An 18,862-nucleotide genomic window follows, 5' to 3' on the forward strand; every position below is an offset into this window, starting at 1 on the left:
TATAATGGCCGCGCTAACGCCCTCCATTCAGAACAGACTTCCCGCATGCGCCTGATCCACACCTCCGACTGGCACCTTGGCCAAACCCTGCACGGCCAGGAGCGTGACCATGAGCACGCGCAATTCCTCGGCTGGCTGCTCGATCAGCTGGCGACTCTGCAGCCGGACGCCCTGTTGATCGCCGGAGACATCTTCGACACGGTCAACCCGCCGCTCAAGGCTCAGGAACGCCTTTACGACTTCATCGTCAGCGCCCATGGAAAGCTGCCACGACTGGATATCGTCATGATCGCCGGCAACCATGACTCGGGCGGACGCATCGAACTGCCGGCGCCGCTGATGAGGCGCCTCAACACCCACGCCATCGGACGCATCAGCTGGGTCGCAGACGGCCAGCTCGATCACCAGCGGCTGCTGTTGCCACTGCACAATGCCAGCGGCGAGGTGGCCGCCTGGTGCCTGGCCCTGCCCTTCCTGCGACCCGCCGAAGTCACCGGCCTCGCCACCGGCGAGGACTACCTGAGCGGCATCGGTCAGGTCCACCAGCGGCTGGTCAGCGCCGCCGAAGCCCTACGCCAGCCGGGCCAGGCACTGATCGCCATGAGCCACGCGCACATGGCCGGTGGCGCGGTCTCGGAAGAGTCCGAGCGCAACATCGTCATCGGCCATGCCGAGGCGCTGCCGGCCAGCCTGTTCCCCGCGAGCATCGCCTACGTCGCCCTGGGCCATCTGCATAAACCGCAGCGCGTGGCCGGCCAGGAACGTATCCGCTACAGCGGCTCACCCCTGCCGCTGTCGTTCGCCGAAGTGAACTACCCGCATCAGGTGCTACTGGTCGAACTCGACGGCGAACGCCTAGAAAAGGTCGAAAGCCTGCCGGTGCCACGCGCCGTGGAGATGATCCGCATCGGTCGTGCATCGCTGAGCGAGGTCATCACCCAACTCGAAGCCCTGCCGGTAGCCGACCTGTTCGCCGAGCACCTGCCGTGGCTGGAAGTGCGCGTACAGCTGGATGAGCCGGTGCCGGACCTGCGCCAGCGGATCGAGAGCGCCATCAGCGGCAAGGCCTGCCGCCTGGTGCGGATCACCAGCGAATATGCCGGCAAGCGTGGTGAAACAGAGACCGAAGCGCTGCTCGGCCTCGACCAGATCACACCCGAGGAACTCTTCATCCGCGCCTGGACGGAACGCTTCGGCAACCCGCCGGACACCCAGGCACTGGAGGATTTCGCCAGCCTGCTGCAAGGCGTCGAACTCTCAGCTGGAGAGCCCGCTGAAGGATTGGCTGCAGGAAAAGTCCAATGAAGATCCTCGCCATCCGTCTGAAGAATCTCGCCTCACTGGCCGGTGAGCAGGCCATCGACTTCACCGCCGAGCCACTGGCCAGCGCCGGCCTGTTCGCCATCACCGGGCCGACCGGCGCTGGCAAAAGCACCCTCCTCGACGCCCTGTGCCTGGCACTGTTCGGCAGCACACCCCGGCTGGACGGTGTGTCGCCACTGAACAAGGTGCCCGACGGCAGTGACGAGATCGGCGGTGGCGACGAACGTAACCTGCTGCGCCGCGGTTGCGCCAGTGGCTACGCCGAAGTGGACTTTATCGGCGTGGATAACCGCCGCTATCGCGCCCGCTGGGAGGTCAAACGCGCGCGTGAAAAGAGCGACGGTCGCCTGCAGGCCAGCAACCAGAGCCTGCTCGACCTGGACAGCAATCAGTTGCTGGCCAGCGGCAAGAAACGCGAGTTCCGGGAACTGCTCGAAGCCCGGCTCGGCCTGACCCTGCCCCAGTTCACCCGCGCGGTGTTGCTGGCGCAGAGCGAGTTCTCCGCCTTTCTCAAGGCCGACGACAACGAGCGCGGCAGCCTGCTGGAAAAACTCACCGACACCGGCCTCTACAGCCGTCTGGGCCAGGCCGCTTTCGAAACAGCCAAGCACACCCGTGAAGCCCTCGCGCAACTGCAACAGCAAGCCGGTGGCGTGCAACCCATGACCCCAGACGCACGCCAGGCACTGGAAAACCGCCATGACGAGCAACTGAGCGAACTGAAAGCATTGCAGACGCAATTGAAGACGCTGGAGATGCAGCGCCTGTGGCTGACCGAGCGTGCACGTCTGCAAGGCGAACGCGACACCACACAGCTCCAGCTGCAGCAAGCCGAAGACGAGCATGAGCGCCTTGCCGATGCCCGACACCTTCTCGGCCTGTTCGAACAACTGGCCCCGCAACGTCACCGTTTCCTGCGCCAGACCGAGCTGCCGAGCTTGCTGACGCAAATCGACGCCACCCTGGCCCGTCAGCAGACTGCTCATGACACCTTGCAACAAGGCCAGGACGAACTCGAACGGCTGCACCAGCAGGCTGGGGTGCAGCTCAAGGTCGCAGAGCAAGCACGCCTTGCTGCCGAACCCGCACTGGCCGTGGCCCGCCGCGAAGAAGAACGCCTGCGCCATCTGCATGCCGACCTGGCGCAACTGCGCGAGGAAAGCCACCAGGCCGCAAGCGCCGTCACGGCAGGCACAACCGGCCTCGGGCAACTTGTCGACCAGCACCAACGCGCCACCACGCAGCTGGACGAACTGACCCACCAGCTGCGAGCCGGCACTTCCCTGCAACCACTCTGCGCCAGCTGGAACGCCTACCGGCCACGCCTGCAGCAGCTCGTGCAACTGAGCGCCCGCTTGCGCCAGGGCCGTGACGAACTGCCGGCGCTGGAGCAACGTACCCAGCGCGCGAAACAGGAAGAGGACACGGCCCGCAAGGCGCTGGATGCCCTGCAACAACAACTGGGCAGCGAAGCCGAGCTTGCCGAGCAACTGCCCCGGTTGCACCGGCAACTGGACGACTGGCGCCTGGCCGAGCGCGAACATGAAAGCCTGCAGCAACTCTGGAGCCAACAACTCGGCCTGTTTGCCGAGCAACAGGCCCTGCAGGCCGAGTGCACCCGGCAGCAAACCGAGCTGGACAGCCTGACTGCTCTCGGCAAGCAGCTACGCAGCGAGCGCGATACCACCGAACAGGCGCTCAAGCTCACCCTCGAATTGCTTGATCGCCAGCGCCTGGCCCGCAGCGAAAGCGTCGAAGCCTTGCGTGCGACGCTGGTGCCAGGCGAACCCTGCCCGGTATGCGGCAGCGGCGAGCACCCCTGGCATCAAGCCGACGCTCTGCTGGCCAGCCTCACGCAACAGGACGACGACGAGGCGGAACGTGCGCGCCAGGCCTTGCATACCCAGGACCAGCGCCTGCAGGAATTGCGTGATCGTCACACTATCCTGAACACCCTGCTCCGCCAGGGGCAGCAGCGTCAGACGACACTCGGCGATGACCTGCAAAAGCTGACCCAGCGCCTGCAGGTGCTGCCCAGCCATGCGCGCCTGCTGCAACAGCCACAAGCCGAGCGCCCGTTATGGCTGGAAAAACAACTGGACCAGCTCAGGTCCAGCATCGCTAAAGCCAGTCAATTGCAGCAGTCCCTGCTCGACCTGCAGCAGCGCAGCCAAAACCTGCGACAGGTCTGGCAACAGGCCCACGACATTTCCAGGGAGGCCAGCCAGCAGCTCGCCCAGCAACATGAGGCACTCGCCCGTGACAACCAGCGCCTCGAAGAGGAACTGGCGGAATTCGCCGACCTGCTGCCAGCCGAGCACCTGCATCACTGGCGAGAGAACCCTGCACAAAGCTTTATCGAGCTGGATGCGCAGATCGCCGTGCGCCTGCAGCAGCTGGAACAACAGGCCGAGCAGGCCGAACAGCTGCGCCACTACGAAGAACAGCTGAACGCGGAGCGCCGCGAGCAGGTGCATCGTCAGGAAAAGCAGAAAGCCTGCGCCGCACGCCTCACCGAACGTGAAAATCAGCTACAGACCTGCCAGCAGGCCTTGCGGAGCAGTCTGGGCGACCAACCCGCCGCCGAAGTCTGGCAACAGCAGTTGGACAGTGCCATCCAGCATGCTCGCCAACAGCAGGCCGAATTCGAACGCCAGCTCAACGACGGCAGGCTCGAACTTGCCCGCCTGACCAGCGAGCAGTCCAATTGCCGGCAGCGCCGCGACGAATTGCAGCACGAGCGCGATGAGCTGGATACCGAACTTTCAAGCTGGCGCGCTGCACAGCCCGAGCTGAACGATGCAACCCTGGCGCAACTGTTGCGCATGGACGACAACCAGCTCAGCGAAACGCGCCAGCGTCTGCAGCACAACACCGATACCCTGACCCGCTGTCGCGAGCGCCTGGAAGGCTGCATAGAGCGCCTGTCCGCGCACCTTTCACAACAGACCGGAACGCCGGACGACGAAGTGCCGGATGTCGAGACGCTGCAGCGCCGTCATGCCGAGCAATCGCAGGCCTGTGAGGACAGCGAGCGGCGCTGCGCCGAAACGCGCGCGCTGCTGCTGGACGACGACAATCGTCGCAACCAGAGTCAGGCGCTGTTGCTACAGATTGACGCTGCCATGGCGGAAAATCAGCGCTGGGGGCGTATTGCCGCGCTGATCGGTTCGAGCGACGGCGGCGCTTTCCGCAAGATCGCCCAGGCCTACAACCTCGACCTGCTGGTGCAGCACGCCAACGTGCAACTGCGCCAGCTTGCCCGCCGCTACCGCCTGCAGCGCGGCGGTAGCCCGCTGGGTCTGCTGGTGATGGATACCGAGATGGGTGATGAACGACGCTCGGTACATTCGCTGTCCGGAGGTGAAACCTTCCTCGTATCCCTGGCGCTGGCGCTGGGCCTGGCCTCGATGGCGTCGAGCAAACTGAAGATCGAATCGCTGTTTATCGACGAAGGATTCGGCAGCCTCGATCCCGAATCACTGCAGATCGCCATGGACGCCCTCGACTCGCTGCAGGCCCAGGGCCGCAAGGTCGCAGTGATCTCTCACGTCGCGCAGATGCACGAGCGCATTCCGGTGCAGATTCAGGTGCAGCGCATGGGCAACGGCCAGAGCGGCTTGCGCATCACGGACGGCATAAGCTGAACAACCGATGACCAACTTCAGGGTCCCTCGCGCCAGAGGCTCCTGTTTCAGCCTCAGGCGCGGATTCTTGCCGACCCATTCGCGACTGAAGTCGCTCCTACGAAAAGCCTGTATGCAGCGCTTGTGGGCGGGGCTTCAGCCACTAGCTTTTAGGTAGCTGACGATCAGTGTGCAATCCCGAGCAGCTTGGCCATGTTCTGCTGTTCTTCTTTCTCGGTCAGTTTCAACTGAGGGAGAAAGCTTGCCAGCGCCTCGATATCGCTTTCGGAAAGCTGGCTGGCGACACCGATCATCACTGAACCCGCACGGCTGGGGTCGTTGTTGCGAAAGCGCGTCAAGGCTTTGCGCACATATTCACCGGGCTGGCCTGCCAACCGCGGCATTTTCTCCATGCCCTGCCCGTGCTCACCATGGCAGGCAACACAGGTACGCTTGAACAGTGTTTCGCCCTGCCTGCTCAAGGCTTCATCGGCGACAACAGTCGAGGGCACGACCTTCTGCTGACTGAAATAAACCGCGATATTGACGCGGTCTTCCATGGTTAGATTCTTTGCCAGATTCGACATCACGTAGTCGACGCGCTCCCCGCGCGCGAATTGCTCGAACGCGTGGAACAGGTAGATGGGGTTTTGCGCTGCCAGGTTAGGAATGTGCGGACGCTTGCTGTTGCCGTTCTCCCCGTGGCAGTAGCCACAGAACAGCGCCCGCTCGCGCCCGGCCTCGTATGCCTGCTGACGCCTTTCCTCATCACCCATCAGGTAGTTGAAGCGGGTCATCGCCTCGTCATCAGCGAAGGCAATGGTTGCGAAACAGCTCAGCAGAAAGCAGACAAAAATGCGCATGGATGAGTCCGTAACCAAGAAGAGGGCCGTGCTGCAAGCAGCTGTTGGGCTGCGGACTATAATTTGCAGAAACGCGGCAAAACCCGGCGCAGGTCAATAAAGCCATCACAAAGGGCGCTCAGCCACGGCTTTCTGACGCAGCCGTCACACTTTCTGAACGCCGTTCCCGGCCACGTGCGGCCCGAGGATCGGCAAGCGTAATGACGGCGAACCAGGCGCGACAATTGGCCACACAAGTGCTCCGTATTCGACTAAAGTAGCACCCCCTTTTGCCTGCACGAGCCGTACACCATGCTTGATGGACATGCCGAACTGACCATGACCGTACTGATGACCCCGGACAAGGCCAATTTTTCCGGCAACGTACACGGCGGCACGCTGCTGAAATACCTCGATGAAGTGGCCTACGCCTGTGCCAGCCGTTATGCCGGGGAATATGTTGTGACGCTGTCAGTCGATCAGGTCAACTTCCGCCAACCGATCCACGTCGGTGAACTGGTCACCTTCCTCGCCTCGGTCAATTACACGGGCAGCAGCTCGATGGAAATTGGCATCAAGGTCATTACCGAAGATATCCGTCAGAAGACTGTTCGCCATACCAACAGCTGCTTCTTCACCATGGTTGCGGTTGGCGAGGACGGTCGCCCCACCAGCGTACCCACGCTGCAACCGCGCACGCCGGACCAGATACGCCGTTTTGCCCAGGCCCAGCAGCGTCGACAGATTCGCCGTGAACTGGAAGAACGCTACCAGGCCATCAAGAACAACTGAGCACAGAAGTGCCGGGGATGAGCGCAGTCGGCGGTGGGCGTGCGGCTCACTCCGACACCATGTCACAAGACCCTATATAATCAGCGGCCTTTGTCATTATTCATACCAAGGATCTGCCGTGAGCTTACCGCCCTGCCCCAAATGTCACTCCGAATACACCTATGAAGACGGCCAGATGCTGGTGTGCCCCGAGTGCGCTCATGAGTGGTCGGCGACGGAGTCGCAAGCTTCCGCCGATGACGACAGGGTAATCAAGGATTCGGTAGGCAACACCCTGCAGGATGGCGACACCGTCACCGTGATCAAGGACCTCAAGGTCAAGGGTTCCTCGCTGGTGGTCAAGGTCGGCACCAAGGTGAAGAACATCCGCCTGTGCGACGGTGACCACGACATCGATTGCAAGATCGACGGTATCGGCGCGATGAAGCTGAAGTCCGAGTTCGTGCGCAAGGTCTGAGCATTACCCCCCGCTCATTAATGCAAGCCGGGTTTCCGGCTTTCGAGGAAACCCGACAAGCGCACTGGTGTGGCGTCATCCGCGATGTTTGACGGAAGCGCCTGCGGCGATTCCATCCTACAAGACACCCATAGACCGTAGCCTGGATTAGCCGTAGGCGTAATCCGGGTGTCCGAAGGCTTAACCCGACGACGGGGCGACAGACGCAACCCGGTGAACGCAACGAAATGCCACGCCCGATCAGGGCGTGAGATACGACGAGCGCGTCAACCCCAGACGCAAGGCATCGATGTACTGCGCACGTTCCTTTGCACTGAGCCGGGCGCTGGAGACCTTGTCGCGGTAATGGGTCATCAATTCCTCGGGTGACAGGTGCACATAGCGCAGCATGTCCTCAATGGTGTCGTGGGTCTCGATGCCGGCGTGATAGTAGCTGCCATCCTCGCGCTGGTAGACATTCACCGAATCGGTATCGCCGAACAGGTTGTGCATGTCGCCAAGAATCTCCTGGTAGGCACCGACCAGGAACACGCCGAGGAAATACTCTTCCCCCGCCTGGATCTCATGTACCGGCATGCTGTTCTCGATGCTCTGTTCATCGACGTAGTGCCTGATCTTGCCGTCCGAATCACAGGTCAGATCCTGCAGCACGGCACGGCGTACCGGCTCTTCGGTCAGCCGCTGCAGCGGCACGATGGGCAGTATCTGGTCGATCGCCCAGGTGTCGGGGAGGCTCTGGAACACCGAGAAGTTGCAGATGTACTTGTCCGCAAGCTTGTCGTTGAGTTCGTCGAGCACCGCGCGATGGGAGCGCTGGCGAGCCTTAAGCTGGTTGTACAGGCGGCGGCAGATGGCGAAATAGCTCTGCTCAGCCAGCGCCTTTTGGGCCAGCGACAGCTTGCCTGCGGCGTATTGCGCCGAAGCCTCGCTCATATAGTGGGTGGCGCGCCAGTAGGTTTCGGTGACCATCTCCGGGTCGCTGGGGCCGAGCAGATCGGCCAATGACTGGACGATATCGGGTAGTTCGTCGTAGTTCTCGATGGTCGGCGCCTCGTCATTGTGGCGCTCGAAGTCGGTCACCTGCATCACCAGTACCGCGTGGTGCGCCGTCATCGCCCGACCACTTTCCGAGAAGATGTGCGGGTGCGGCAGCTCCTGGCGGTCACAGAATTCCTTGAGCATGCCCACCACGGTGCCGGCGTATTCATCGATGTCGTAGTTGATCGAGCTGGCGTTGCGCGAATGAGTGCCGTCGTAGTCGACGCCCAACCCGCCGCCCACATCTATATGGTCGACGGGCAGCCCCAGCGCGCGCAGTTCGGCGTAATAGCGGATGGCCTCGCGGAAACCGGCGCGATAGTCGGCCAGGTTGGCGATCTGCGAGCCCATGTGGAAATGCAGCAGACGCACGCCCTGCTCGATACCTGCCGTCCGGAAGCGCTCGATAACCGTGAGCAGCTGCGCCGCCGACAGGCCGAACTTCGATTTCTCGCCACCGGTATCGGCCCACTTGCTCGACGCCAGGGACGACAGCCGCACGCGCAGCCCGACTTGCGGCACGATCTTGAGCTCGGCGGCCTCTTCGATCACCAGCTCCACTTCGGACATCTTCTCGATGACGATAAAGACGTTGTGCCCCAGCTTCTGCCCCATCAGCGCCAGGCGGATGAATTCGCGATCCTTGTAGCCATTGCAGACGATGGTGCCACCCTTGGGCGCCAGCGCCAGCACAGCCATCAGTTCGGGCTTGGAGCCGGCCTCAAGGCCGATGGCGACGTTCTGCGTGGCGATGATGTTCTTGATCACCGCCTCCTGCTGGTTGACCTTGATCGGATACAGGGCCGTGTAACGCCCCTGATAGTCGAGCCGCTCGATATTGGCGTCGAATGCCCCGGTGAGATGCCGCACGCGGTCCTGCAAAATCCCGGGAAAGCGCACCAGCAAAGGCAGCGTCAGCCCTGCCTCACGCAACTGCTCGATCAGCCGATTGAACTCGATCGGCCCGCCAGTCGGTCCCTGCGGTCGTACGTCAACCAGACCTTCATCATTGATCGAGAAATAACCTGCACCCCAGTGGCGGATGCCATAGACGCTACGGCTATCAGCTGCGGTCCACTGGCTGCCATCGTCTTTACGTGTGCGTCTAACGGGCATTCAAGCCTCCTGAAAGTGGGTGTGGAGTTTGTCCGAGACGTGCGTCTGTTCTGAATGATGTTGTACGAGCCGCCGCAGGATGGATTAGCAAAGCGTAATCCGTCGACAACGACCCCGGCTTCACCCGTGCCCGGAGTGCGCTGGTGGTGAATGACGGAAGCGTCTGCGGCGATTCCATCCTACCCACCCCGACCGAACATTAGGCACGCTTGGATATTGCGTTTGAACAGCAGGTGCGCGAAGAGACAGCCGCATAAGCCGAGATTGGCATGAACTCAGCCACCGGACTTCCTGGCCTTGAATCCGCGCTTTTGCAGCTCATCGAGAAGCAGTTGAACATGATCACCCTGAATTTCGATGACACCCTCCTTGAGCGCGCCACCGGTGCCGCAGCGGCGCTTGAGCGCGCTGGCCAGCTCCTTGAGTTCATCCTCGGCAAGCGGTACGCCGGCAACGGTCGTCACGGTCTTGCCGCCACGCCCCTTGCTCTCGCGACGAACGCGGGCGATGCCATCACCTTCGGGAATCACCGTTTTCCGGCAAGTACAGGCATCCACTGGCTGACTGCAATCAGGGCAGTGCCGCCCCGTATCGGTGGAAAAAACCAGCCCGCCAAGGCCGGATAAAGAGGTGGTTTTCCTGGCCACACAAGCCTCTTGAATGAAAGAAGAAACGCCGAAACTATACCCGTCGAGCCAGGCTTTATCGACACCGGCAAACGCCGTCCCTGCAAGAGCAGGCCACACCTGCGAACAATCCCTACGCCCGCCGCTAAACCTTCGCGCCCATAAGCCGAGCCTGCAGCCTGCTTTCGTGGGAAGGGCGGGGACGCCGAGTCCATGCCGTGAAGGGAAGCCGCACCAAGCCGGTGGGATTGCTTGCTGCGATGCGCGCCTTAGAAAACCAGCCGCCCCGCCACTGCATAAGGCGCCGGATCGAGCGTCGGCGTACGCCCGAGCATCAGGTCCGCCAGCAACCGGCAAGACGCCGGCGCCAGCACCAGGCCATTGCGAAAATGCCCACAGTTGAGCCAGAGCCCCTCGAAGCCGGGAACCTCACCTATATAAGGAACGCCATCCGGCGAGCCGGGCCGCAGCCCCGCCCAATGTCGGACCACCTCGGCATCGGCCAAGGCCGGTAGCAGCTCGACGGCGGTGGCGCGAAGACTGTCGAGTGCATCTTCGGTGGGTGTCTTGTCGAAACCGACATCTTCCAGTGTGCTGCCGACCAGCACATGCCCGTCACGCCGTGGAATCGCGTAACGCCGCTTGGCCAGCACCATGCTCGGCAGAAAGTCTTCAGCGCACTTGAACAGGATCATCTGGCCTTTCATGGGTTTGACCGGCAACGCCAACCCCAGCGTCGCCAGCAGCTCGCCACTCCAGGCACCGGCGGCGACTACCACCCGCTCGGCACGTATCTCGCCCTGCGCCGTCTGGACACCCAGAACCCGCCCATCCTCACGCATGAAGCCCGTCACCGCGCAGTGTTCAACAATCCGTACATTGGCCATCCGCGCCAGCGCCTCACGCAAGGCGCGCAACAGGCGAGGATTGCGCACATTGGCTACTCCAGGCATGAAAACCGCCTTCGAGAACCCCTTGCCAAGCGCAGGCACGGCAGCACGCACCCGCTCCACCGTTACCCGCTGCAAAGGCCTTCCCTGACGCTCGGCCCAGGCCAGCGCTTCTTCCTCGTCATGCAGGTCCAGCCAGTACAGACCGGTCTCATGCACTTCGGGATCAACCCCGGTCTGTTCGTAGAGGCTATCGCCAAAACCCGGATAGAAATCCTGCGACCAATGCGCCAGCGCCGTAACCGCCGGGCTGTAACGCCAGGGATACAGCGGCGAAACGATCCCGCCCCCGGCCCAGGAAGCCTCGCTGCCCGTCTCGCCAGATTCGAGCAGAACCACATGCTGACCTGCGTCGGCCAATTGATAAGCCGAAAGCAGACCGATAACGCCGCCGCCAATGATGATGGTTTCTTGCTTCAAAACAGTCCCCTGAACCTGATTCACACTTCTGCCCGGCACGGCTTGACTGCCCAGTCATAAAGCCTCTAATACGCAAGACATCACTCGCGCCAGGACGGCGCAGCATCATACTTGCAAAGGACCTGCACCATGATGAATCGAAATCAAGGCTTCACGCTGATCGAATTGCTGATCACCCTGTCAATCCTCACCATTGTGATCTCCATTGCTGTCCCGGCAATGGCCGACCTTATCGCCCGCAACCGCCAGCAAGTCCTGCTTACCCAGGTACAGGATGCCATCCAGAAAGCCCGCGCCAAGGCGGTACTGCATCGTCAGACAGTCGTGCTCTGCGGCACAGAAGATACGACCAGCTGTTCCGGCAGCTGGGTCAACGGCTGGATGACCCGAACGGAGGCAACCGACACAATACTTGACGTGACCCAGCTGGCCGCCGCCGATGAACTGCGCTGGAGTGGCTTCGGCGATCAGCGGATACGCTTTTACGACAATGGCACCAGCCCCTGGAGCAATGGCCGCTTCTACCAGTGCTACAAGCAGCGCGTCGCCTGGCAACTGATCCTCAGCCGCCAGGGCCGGCTGCGACAGGGCACTGCGGCAGACAACGCCAGCAAAGCCTCGCTGTGTACATCCTGATAAACAGCGGCAAGACACCAAAGCATGGCCCCGATCACGCCGGAGCTCGTGCACAAGCCTGATAATCGCGCCGACAGCCGGTCATCCAGACAAACGCACCGGCTATCCCGGCATAACGGACAAAACACCCAAGCCGAATCATTATCCGCTCAAGAATTCAAACGGAGCGCACCATGTCACGCCGCAGCGACATGCATGGATTCACCCTGATCGAGCTGATGATCACCTTGGCCCTGTTGACGATAGTGGTAGGCATTGCAGTGCCCAACTTCACTGCGTTCATCCAGAGAACCCAGTTACAGGGTCAGGCCGATGATCTTGTCGCCATTCTGCAATATGCCCGTGGGGAAGCCGTCACACGGCGAACCACAGCAGAGGTGGCCGTCGATGACACCGGCCCTTGGAAGGTAAGCGTCGCCGGCCAGTCCGCGAGGGAACTGAGCCATAACGCCAGCCAAGCCAAAATGGACGCGAATGTTACAACCATTACCTACCGCGCCAACGGCACTGCAACCCCTGCAATTATCACCATTTGCCGCGATGACAAGCCCGAAACAGCCTACGTCGTGGAAGTACGAGCGAGCGGCTCCCCCATACGCCACGAACGTGGAAAAAATACGAATGGAAGCGACCTGACGAGTTGCACGCTATGAGGATCGTCATGACAAAAAATAAAGGCTTCAGCCTGATTGAAGTGATGGTCACCTTGGTACTGACCACCATCGGCATTCTCGGCATGGTTGCCATGCAGGGCCGCAGCATTCAGTACACCCAGGATTCGGTACAACGAAACACAGCAATCATGCTAGCCAGCGACTTGGTCGAGATCATTCGCGCCAACCCTGGCGAAGTATTCACGAGGACCCCGCCGGCCGAGCCCTTATATAGCGGTTTCAAGGACTCGTCTCTTTTCTACAAGGACAAAGGCAGCGATTTCACGACTGCTCCAGCGGACTGTGTCGCCAATCCTACGAGCGCCATCGAGATGCGCAACTGCTGGGTAGAAACCGTTGAAGCCTCTCTACCTGGCGTTGAGGATCTCCTCGAATCCGCCTTCTATATCTGCCGCAGCTCCGCACCCGGGACCTGTGACGGCAATGGTTCGATGCTGGAAATCCAGCTGGCCTGGACCGTCAAGGCGGGTGCCTGCCCCGATGACAGAGCACCCAACGCCACCACCTGCATCTACAGAACGCGAGTAGAGCTATGAAAATTTCCCTCATGCCCCAACAGAGGGGCATCTCCCTGATCGAACTGCTCGTAGCGCTGGCTATCAGCAGCTTCCTGCTACTCGGCATTTCCCAAATCTACCTTGATAATCAGCGTAACCACCTATTTCAACAAAGCCAGTCCACGAACTCGGAAGGTAGCCGCTTCGTTGCGCTGATGCTCAACGACTATCTTGGCAAGGCCGGCTATCGTCGAGATCCCGCCCAACTGCTCGAAGATGCATTTCCCGAAGTATCGGCAAATAGTGACTGCGAGGCGTTTGCCAAAGGTGCAGTCATTGCTCCCACCAGAAACTCACTCGGTATCTGCCTGCGCTATCAACCGCTCGTCAGCGGCGAATCCGACTGCCAAGGTGACGAAAGCAAGGCGTTCGACGACAGCAAGCCCTTCAAGGCTCCGCCTCAAAGCGCTCTTATCACCCTGGCACTCAACTACACGCCAGCCACCGAACTGCATCAGGGCTTGCTTGAATGCAAGAACCTTAACGCAAAGTCCCCCAGATCAATGGAGCTCCTGGCAGGGATCGCAGATATGCGACTGGAGTTCGGCCTCGGCAGCAAGGACATGTTCGAGAAGAAGCTGACGGAAGACAGCAGTCGGTTCATCAATGCCAGCACATGGACGATCAATAGTGGCCCAATCCGAGCAGTGCGTTACTCGCTACTACTGGCCAGCCGTGAAGAACAACGCGACGGTGAATCCGCCATATTCGATGCATGGCTGGATAAAGCAGACGCCACCAGCAAAGCCCGCCTGACCGCAGAAGATAAGAATCGTATCTACCAGGTTGCCAGCAGCACTCAGACGATCAGGAATCTAATGCCATGAAAGCCTTGAATCACGCCCGGCAACGGGGCGCAACCCTACTGGTTGCGCTGGTCATGCTGCTAATTCTGACCGTTCTAGCCGTATCCAGCATGCGCGGCGTCGTGCTGGAGTCGCGAATAACAGGGAACAGAGCAGAGACCCAACGCCTACAAACCGTAGCAGAGGCCGCTCTACGCGAAGGAGAGTTCCGGTTCTATGGTCCTGCGTATCTGCGCGACAAGCTCGAGCCCCGAGAATCTAATTGCCGAAAGGAAAACAAACTGCAAGCCAACGGCGCCAATCGCCCGTGCCTGCTGGCAATAACCGCAGCAGAAGACCGCCTGGATTTCGTACTCAACCCATTGCTCTTCCTGAAAAACAGCTCTGCAGATAACAAGACAGGGGCAGATAGCGATGTTGCTGCAAATACCGCCTTCATAACCTGGATGCCATATCGGGGAACAGTGCCAGGAGAAAATGAAAGCGATGAAAGCAATGTGACCAGTAGCGATCGCAGCGCCTACTGGAATACTCATCTGATTGCCATGAACGAAGATGAATCCTCATTGAACCCTGAATACGGCGCAGTCATGGAAGGTCGGGGAACCTACTTCTACGTAGTAAATGGACAAGCGGCAGACGAATGGGCTGTGCAATCCACTACCGCGAACATCTATCTCGGCCTGAATAATTGAGAGTTGAAGAAATGAAAGGAAGACAGATCAACAGCTCGACTACTTTTATCATGAGCATCGTTGCTGGAACCGCTCTGATGAGTGCAGCAATGAACTTGCAGGCAGCCGTATCGCAAAGCCCGCTCAGCCTGACGGTAGGCGTTCCACCGAATATCATTTTCACGCTTGATGAATCGGGCAGCATGTCTTGGGGTTTTGTCCCTGACGCCATAGAGAGCCAAGTCATAAGCGGCAGTACCATAACGCGCTTGTATGCAGCACCAGAATACAACCCGATGTATTACAACCCCAACATCAGATACATAGCACCGCCATCATTCGACACGAATGGTAATAAAGTCGAGCTAACAACATCTTTCACAAGCGCGCCCATAAATGGCTTCAGACCAAACGATGGAAAACTTGACCTGTCCGACCACTATAGGCCCACGGGGAAAGAGTACCGAATGCCAACCGGCACTCATCAGCGAGTCAACAACCCAAGCGATGATTTCAGCGTTTCCATATCGGTTTCAAACGGCGCTACCGAAAGAAAAACCAGTGCAGCAGGTATCGAATTTAAAGTAACCCGATCCGGAAGCAACTACACATGTACGATTGAGCAAGCAGGACCAGTCCTGGATAGCAGCGACTTTTCTTGCACAAGAAACAACAACACCTACACTGCTATAACGCCAGCATATTATTACCTTTATGATGACTCACTCGCGGGCAGTTGTGACAAAACGAAAACAAGCTGCTACAAGCTTGTCTTCGCCAGAGACAGCGAGAAGACAAATTTCGCTATCTGGTACTCGTTTTACAGAACAAGGGCGCTCGCGACCTTATCCGCTACCAGCCTGGCTTTTGCCCAACTTTCCCCGACCATCCGTTTAGGCTGGCAAAATCTTGCATTATGCACAAGCCTCAACGGGGGCGACACCAAGAACTGTAAAGACAACAAGTTCCGTCAATATGATGCTCAGCATAAGGGGCAATTCTATAGCTGGCTCAAAGATGTATATTTCAACAGCGGCACGCCCCTGCCAGCCGCAATGAAAAAGGCCGGCGAGTTTCTCAAGGAGGACGTTGCCTGGCATAAATTCCCGAACGCTCGCGTCTCATCTGATAAAAACACATCAGACAATACATATGCCTGCCGACCGAGCTATCACATACTTATGACCGATGGAATGTGGAACGCCACAACTGGCAATCCCAGCTCTTTTAGACATGATGGCATCGACATCAACTTACCTGACGGCAAAAAATACATCCAGCAACGTCCATACCAAGACGATACATCCAGCACACTTGCAGACTTGGCAATGCATTACTGGGCCACCGATCTCAACACTAAATTAGACAACAGAATCAGCCCCTATTTTTCAGATAAGGAAGGGACGGACACTGAAAAGTACTGGAATGCCAAAAATGACCCTGCCACTTGGCAGCATATGAGCAACTTCATCATGGGCTTGGGGCTTACCAGTTCAATGAACGCTAGCGGCCTGCCATGGGAAGGAGATACGTTCTCAGGAGGTTATAAGGCCTTACTAGACGGCACGAAGAGTTGGCCCAAAGCATCATCAGGCTCAAATAATAACGTTTATGATTTATGGCACGCGGCAATCAACTCTCGCGGCGAGTTCTTTAGCGTTGACAGTCCTGACGCCATGGTTTCGGCCTTTGATGAGATTTTGAATCGGATTGCAGAGCGAAAATCAACCGCAGCCAGACCCGCAATCAGCTCAGGGCTAGTGATCGACGACACCGCTACCAGTGTTTCCTACCAAACCACCTATGCTAGTGACGAAAACTGGTCAGGTGACTTGAAGCGCTTCTCCAAAAAGCTGGTGAAGAATGCTGATGACCAATACGTAATTGAAAATACACAAGACTGGAGCGCGCAGAAACAGCTTCCGACTCCCGGAGGCCGCACGATAAAAATATCCAACGAAAATGGTGCAGGCACCAGCAAGCTCAAAGACTTCGCAATCGGTAATGCAGGTGACCCGGAAATCAAGGGAAGCCTTGCCTACGCCTTAAACATAAACCCGGAAGTAGCCGGAGAATCAGCAGACGGTAAGTGGCAACAGCGCCTCAGCTACCTTCGCGGAGATCGTAGCAACGAGGGTTCTAATGCAAGTGACCTCCGCCAGCGCACCGCGGTGCTTGGTGATCTGTATGGTTCCAGCCCTGTAGTAGTATCTGGCGCACGTTATCTCGAAGGCTTCGCCAATCGCTTGGAGGGACATATAGGTTCTGATGGCACGGTAGCTCCTGGCGATAGCTCATACTCTGCGTTTCTGGCGAAGATCAACGGAACGGAAGAAGGAGCAACCAAACGCACAGGTCGCGTCTATGTAGGCGGTAACGACGGCATGCTGCATGGCTTCAATGCTGAAACCGGTGTCGAAGAATTTGCCTTCATCCCTACCGCAGTTTTTGACAAACTCAACAAGTTGACGGGTAAGAACTACAGCCATCAATTTTATGTCGATGGCTCGCCAGTAGTTGCTGATATTTACGATGGCACCAAATGGCGCACTATTCTAGTTGGCACTTTGCGTGCCGGCGGCAAGGCATTGTTCGCCCTGGACGTCACGACACCTGGCAGCGAACAGCTGTTATGGGAATTTGATGCGAGCGATATCGAAGATGAGGCTGCCGTCAAGCCTGGCTACAGCTTCTCAACGCCGACCGTTGCCCGTCTACATAATGGCCGCTGGGCCGTGGTTACCGGTAACGGCTATGAGAACGGGGCCAGCGATGGCAAGGCAGCACTTTACGTCATCGACGCCGTGACCGGCGAGCTCACCAAGAGCCTGGAAGTCTCTGGAACCGACGGCGTGGCCAACGGACTTTCCAGCCCGGTGCTGGCCGACTATAACGCCGATGGTGTAGCCGATTACGCTTATGCCGGCGACCTGCAGGGCAATCTCTGGCGTTTCGATCTTCTACCTACAGAGAACTCTGATTCTGATGGCGATGGAAATCTGGACAGCGGCAATCCTCTTTCTCGCGATACGCTGGGTACTGTCACAGCAGAGGAGTTCAAGGTCGCTTACGGCGGGAAGCCGATGTTCACCGCAGCGTCCAGCAAGGATACCGCGGCCCAGTCAATTACCGCCGCGCCTACTCTTATCCGTCATCCAAGCCGCATGGGTTATCTGGTGATCTTCGGCACCGGTAAGTTCTTCGAGGCAGAGGACAAAGATGGCGTCAAAACCCACGCCCAAAGCATCTATGGGATATGGGACACCAAAACCCGCGCAGAGAGCACCAGCGCATTCACCATCCAGCGGACTGACGATGAAGCCAGTGGTCACTTGGTGAAACAGACGATCATCGAACAATTAACTGGAACCTATACCCAAGGCGGGACCAACCCGGCTCGCACGATCTCGAATAATCCTGTGCAATGGACCACGTCCAATGCCGATGGCGTTGTCAGCGTTAATAAGTATGGCTGGTATCTGGATCTGGCAGTAAACGAGGACAAGTTCGAAGGCGAGATGCTGATCGAGAAAATGTCCCCCCTCGGCCAGACCATTTTCTTCCAGACTTTGGTCCCCAACGATGACCCATGTGCCGATGGCGCCAGTAACTGGACCTATGCACTCAATCCCTTTACCGGCGGCAAGACTCTATTCCATGCTTTCGACCTCAGGCACGTCGACAGCAATAATGTTGTACATGTCGTAAGCGGTATCAAACAGGACGGTGAAGGCGGCATTACCATTTCACAGAATCCCGACAGCGGTTTCGAAGCCTGCACCGGCCTGGTATGCCAGACGATTTACCCGGACCCATCCAGCATTGGCCGCCAATCCTGGCGAGTAATAGGTAATTGAGCATGGAGCAGCACAACAAAGGCTTTACCCTGATCGAGCTTATGATCGTGGTAGGCATCCTGGGAATTCTCGCCGCGATCGCCTACCCCAACTATATGGAGTACATACAGCGCAGCAACCGAAGTGAGGGGCAGGCGCTACTTCAGGATGCAGCGGCGAGCCAAGAGCGATTCTTTGCGCAGAACAATAACTACGTAACCGCTGCCGCCGATATCGCAAAGCTGGGGCTGCGCGGCACCAGCGGCAGCACCGTCACGTCGGACAATGGAAAATACACTTTGACCGTGGGCACTGTCGCCAACGATGGCGGCTATACGCTGACCGCCACACAGCACTTCGGTGATCCGGCTTGCGGCAACCTTACCTTGAACGCAATAGGCATCAAGGGCCGCAGTGCCACCGGTTCGGATGCCAAATCAGTGGAGCAGTGCTGGAAATAGTTCGTAGCCTGGATTAGCGAAGCGTAAT

Annotated in this window: 15 protein-coding genes; 11 read left to right on the forward strand and 4 right to left on the reverse strand. The window is 58.8% G+C overall.

Translation table 11 applies throughout. From position 1 onward, the window contains the following. Nucleotides 1-45: 45 nt before the first annotated feature. Entirely contained in the window at nt 46-1,305 is a 1,260-nt protein-coding gene (locus NAV32_RS15665) for an exonuclease SbcCD subunit D C-terminal domain-containing protein (RefSeq protein WP_256053729.1), read from the forward strand. Next, nucleotides 1,302-4,970, forward strand: coding sequence for an AAA family ATPase (locus tag NAV32_RS15670; protein ID WP_256053730.1), 3,669 nt, complete (start codon nt 1,302-1,304; stop codon nt 4,968-4,970). Before NAV32_RS15665 ends, NAV32_RS15670 begins: the two co-directional genes overlap by 4 nt. 164 nt (nt 4,971-5,134) lie before the next feature. On the opposite strand, the gene NAV32_RS15675 is transcribed toward NAV32_RS15670, so the two are convergent. Beyond that, nucleotides 5,135-5,812 carry a c-type cytochrome gene (locus NAV32_RS15675; RefSeq protein WP_256053731.1) on the reverse strand — a complete coding sequence of 226 codons (678 nt, stop codon included), beginning with the start codon at nt 5,810-5,812 and terminating at the stop codon, nt 5,135-5,137. Nucleotides 5,813-6,103: 291 nt separating this feature from the next. Here NAV32_RS15675 and NAV32_RS15680 point away from each other — a divergent pair, with 291 nt between their 5' ends. After that, nucleotides 6,104-6,583 (forward strand): acyl-CoA thioesterase, encoded by a 480-nt coding sequence (locus NAV32_RS15680; protein ID WP_256053732.1) that lies wholly within the window; start codon nt 6,104-6,106, stop codon nt 6,581-6,583. Nucleotides 6,584-6,701: 118 nt separating this feature from the next. Continuing rightward, complete coding sequence (locus NAV32_RS15685; RefSeq protein ID WP_256053733.1) at nt 6,702-7,040, forward strand: zinc ribbon domain-containing protein YjdM; 339 nt, start codon at nt 6,702-6,704, stop codon at nt 7,038-7,040. Between the two features lie 240 nt (nt 7,041-7,280). On the opposite strand, the gene speA is transcribed toward NAV32_RS15685, so the two are convergent. From speA to thiO, 3 genes are all read right to left on the reverse strand, one after another. After that, the gene (gene speA / locus NAV32_RS15690; RefSeq protein WP_256053734.1) at nt 7,281-9,194 is read right to left on the reverse strand and encodes an arginine decarboxylase; all 1,914 of its coding nucleotides are present in this window, start codon (nt 9,192-9,194) and stop codon (nt 7,281-7,283) included. A 275-nt stretch (nt 9,195-9,469) separates the two neighbouring features. After that, nucleotides 9,470-9,841, reverse strand: coding sequence for a translation initiation factor Sui1 (locus NAV32_RS15695; protein WP_256053735.1), 372 nt, complete (start codon nt 9,839-9,841; stop codon nt 9,470-9,472). A 248-nt stretch (nt 9,842-10,089) separates the two neighbouring features. Further along, the gene (thiO, locus tag NAV32_RS15700) at nt 10,090-11,190 is read right to left on the reverse strand and encodes a glycine oxidase ThiO (RefSeq protein ID WP_256053736.1); all 1,101 of its coding nucleotides are present in this window, start codon (nt 11,188-11,190) and stop codon (nt 10,090-10,092) included. A 129-nt stretch (nt 11,191-11,319) separates the two neighbouring features. Between thiO and NAV32_RS15705 the strand changes: the two genes are divergently transcribed. The 7 genes from NAV32_RS15705 to NAV32_RS15735 all read left to right on the forward strand — a co-directional run bounded on the left by NAV32_RS15705 (nt 11,320) and on the right by NAV32_RS15735 (nt 18,834). Further along, nucleotides 11,320-11,826 carry a GspH/FimT family pseudopilin gene (locus tag NAV32_RS15705; protein WP_256053737.1) on the forward strand — a complete coding sequence of 169 codons (507 nt, stop codon included), beginning with the start codon at nt 11,320-11,322 and terminating at the stop codon, nt 11,824-11,826. A gap of 173 nt (nt 11,827-11,999) precedes the next feature. Then, entirely contained in the window at nt 12,000-12,479 is a 480-nt protein-coding gene (locus tag NAV32_RS15710; protein WP_256053738.1) for a GspH/FimT family pseudopilin, read from the forward strand. Nucleotides 12,480-12,487: 8 nt separating this feature from the next. Further along, nucleotides 12,488-13,036, forward strand: coding sequence for a type IV pilus modification protein PilV (gene pilV, locus NAV32_RS15715; protein ID WP_256053743.1), 549 nt, complete (start codon nt 12,488-12,490; stop codon nt 13,034-13,036). Next, nucleotides 13,033-13,884 (forward strand): PilW family protein, encoded by an 852-nt coding sequence (locus tag NAV32_RS15720; protein WP_256053739.1) that lies wholly within the window; start codon nt 13,033-13,035, stop codon nt 13,882-13,884. Before pilV ends, NAV32_RS15720 begins: the two co-directional genes overlap by 4 nt. Continuing rightward, complete coding sequence (locus NAV32_RS15725; RefSeq protein ID WP_256053740.1) at nt 13,881-14,558, forward strand: pilus assembly PilX family protein; 678 nt, start codon at nt 13,881-13,883, stop codon at nt 14,556-14,558. Before NAV32_RS15720 ends, NAV32_RS15725 begins: the two co-directional genes overlap by 4 nt. Then, the gene (locus NAV32_RS15730) at nt 14,555-18,394 is read left to right on the forward strand and encodes a pilus assembly protein (protein ID WP_256053741.1); all 3,840 of its coding nucleotides are present in this window, start codon (nt 14,555-14,557) and stop codon (nt 18,392-18,394) included. The genes NAV32_RS15725 and NAV32_RS15730 overlap by 4 nt, the downstream gene beginning before the upstream one ends. A gap of 2 nt (nt 18,395-18,396) precedes the next feature. Next, nucleotides 18,397-18,834, forward strand: a complete 438-nt coding sequence (locus NAV32_RS15735) for a type IV pilin protein (protein WP_256053742.1) — start codon at nt 18,397-18,399, stop codon at nt 18,832-18,834. Nucleotides 18,835-18,862 lie beyond the last annotated feature (28 nt).

This window comes from Stutzerimonas stutzeri, from assembly GCF_024448695.1.
Lineage (GTDB): Bacteria > Pseudomonadota > Gammaproteobacteria > Pseudomonadales > Pseudomonadaceae > Stutzerimonas > Stutzerimonas stutzeri_T.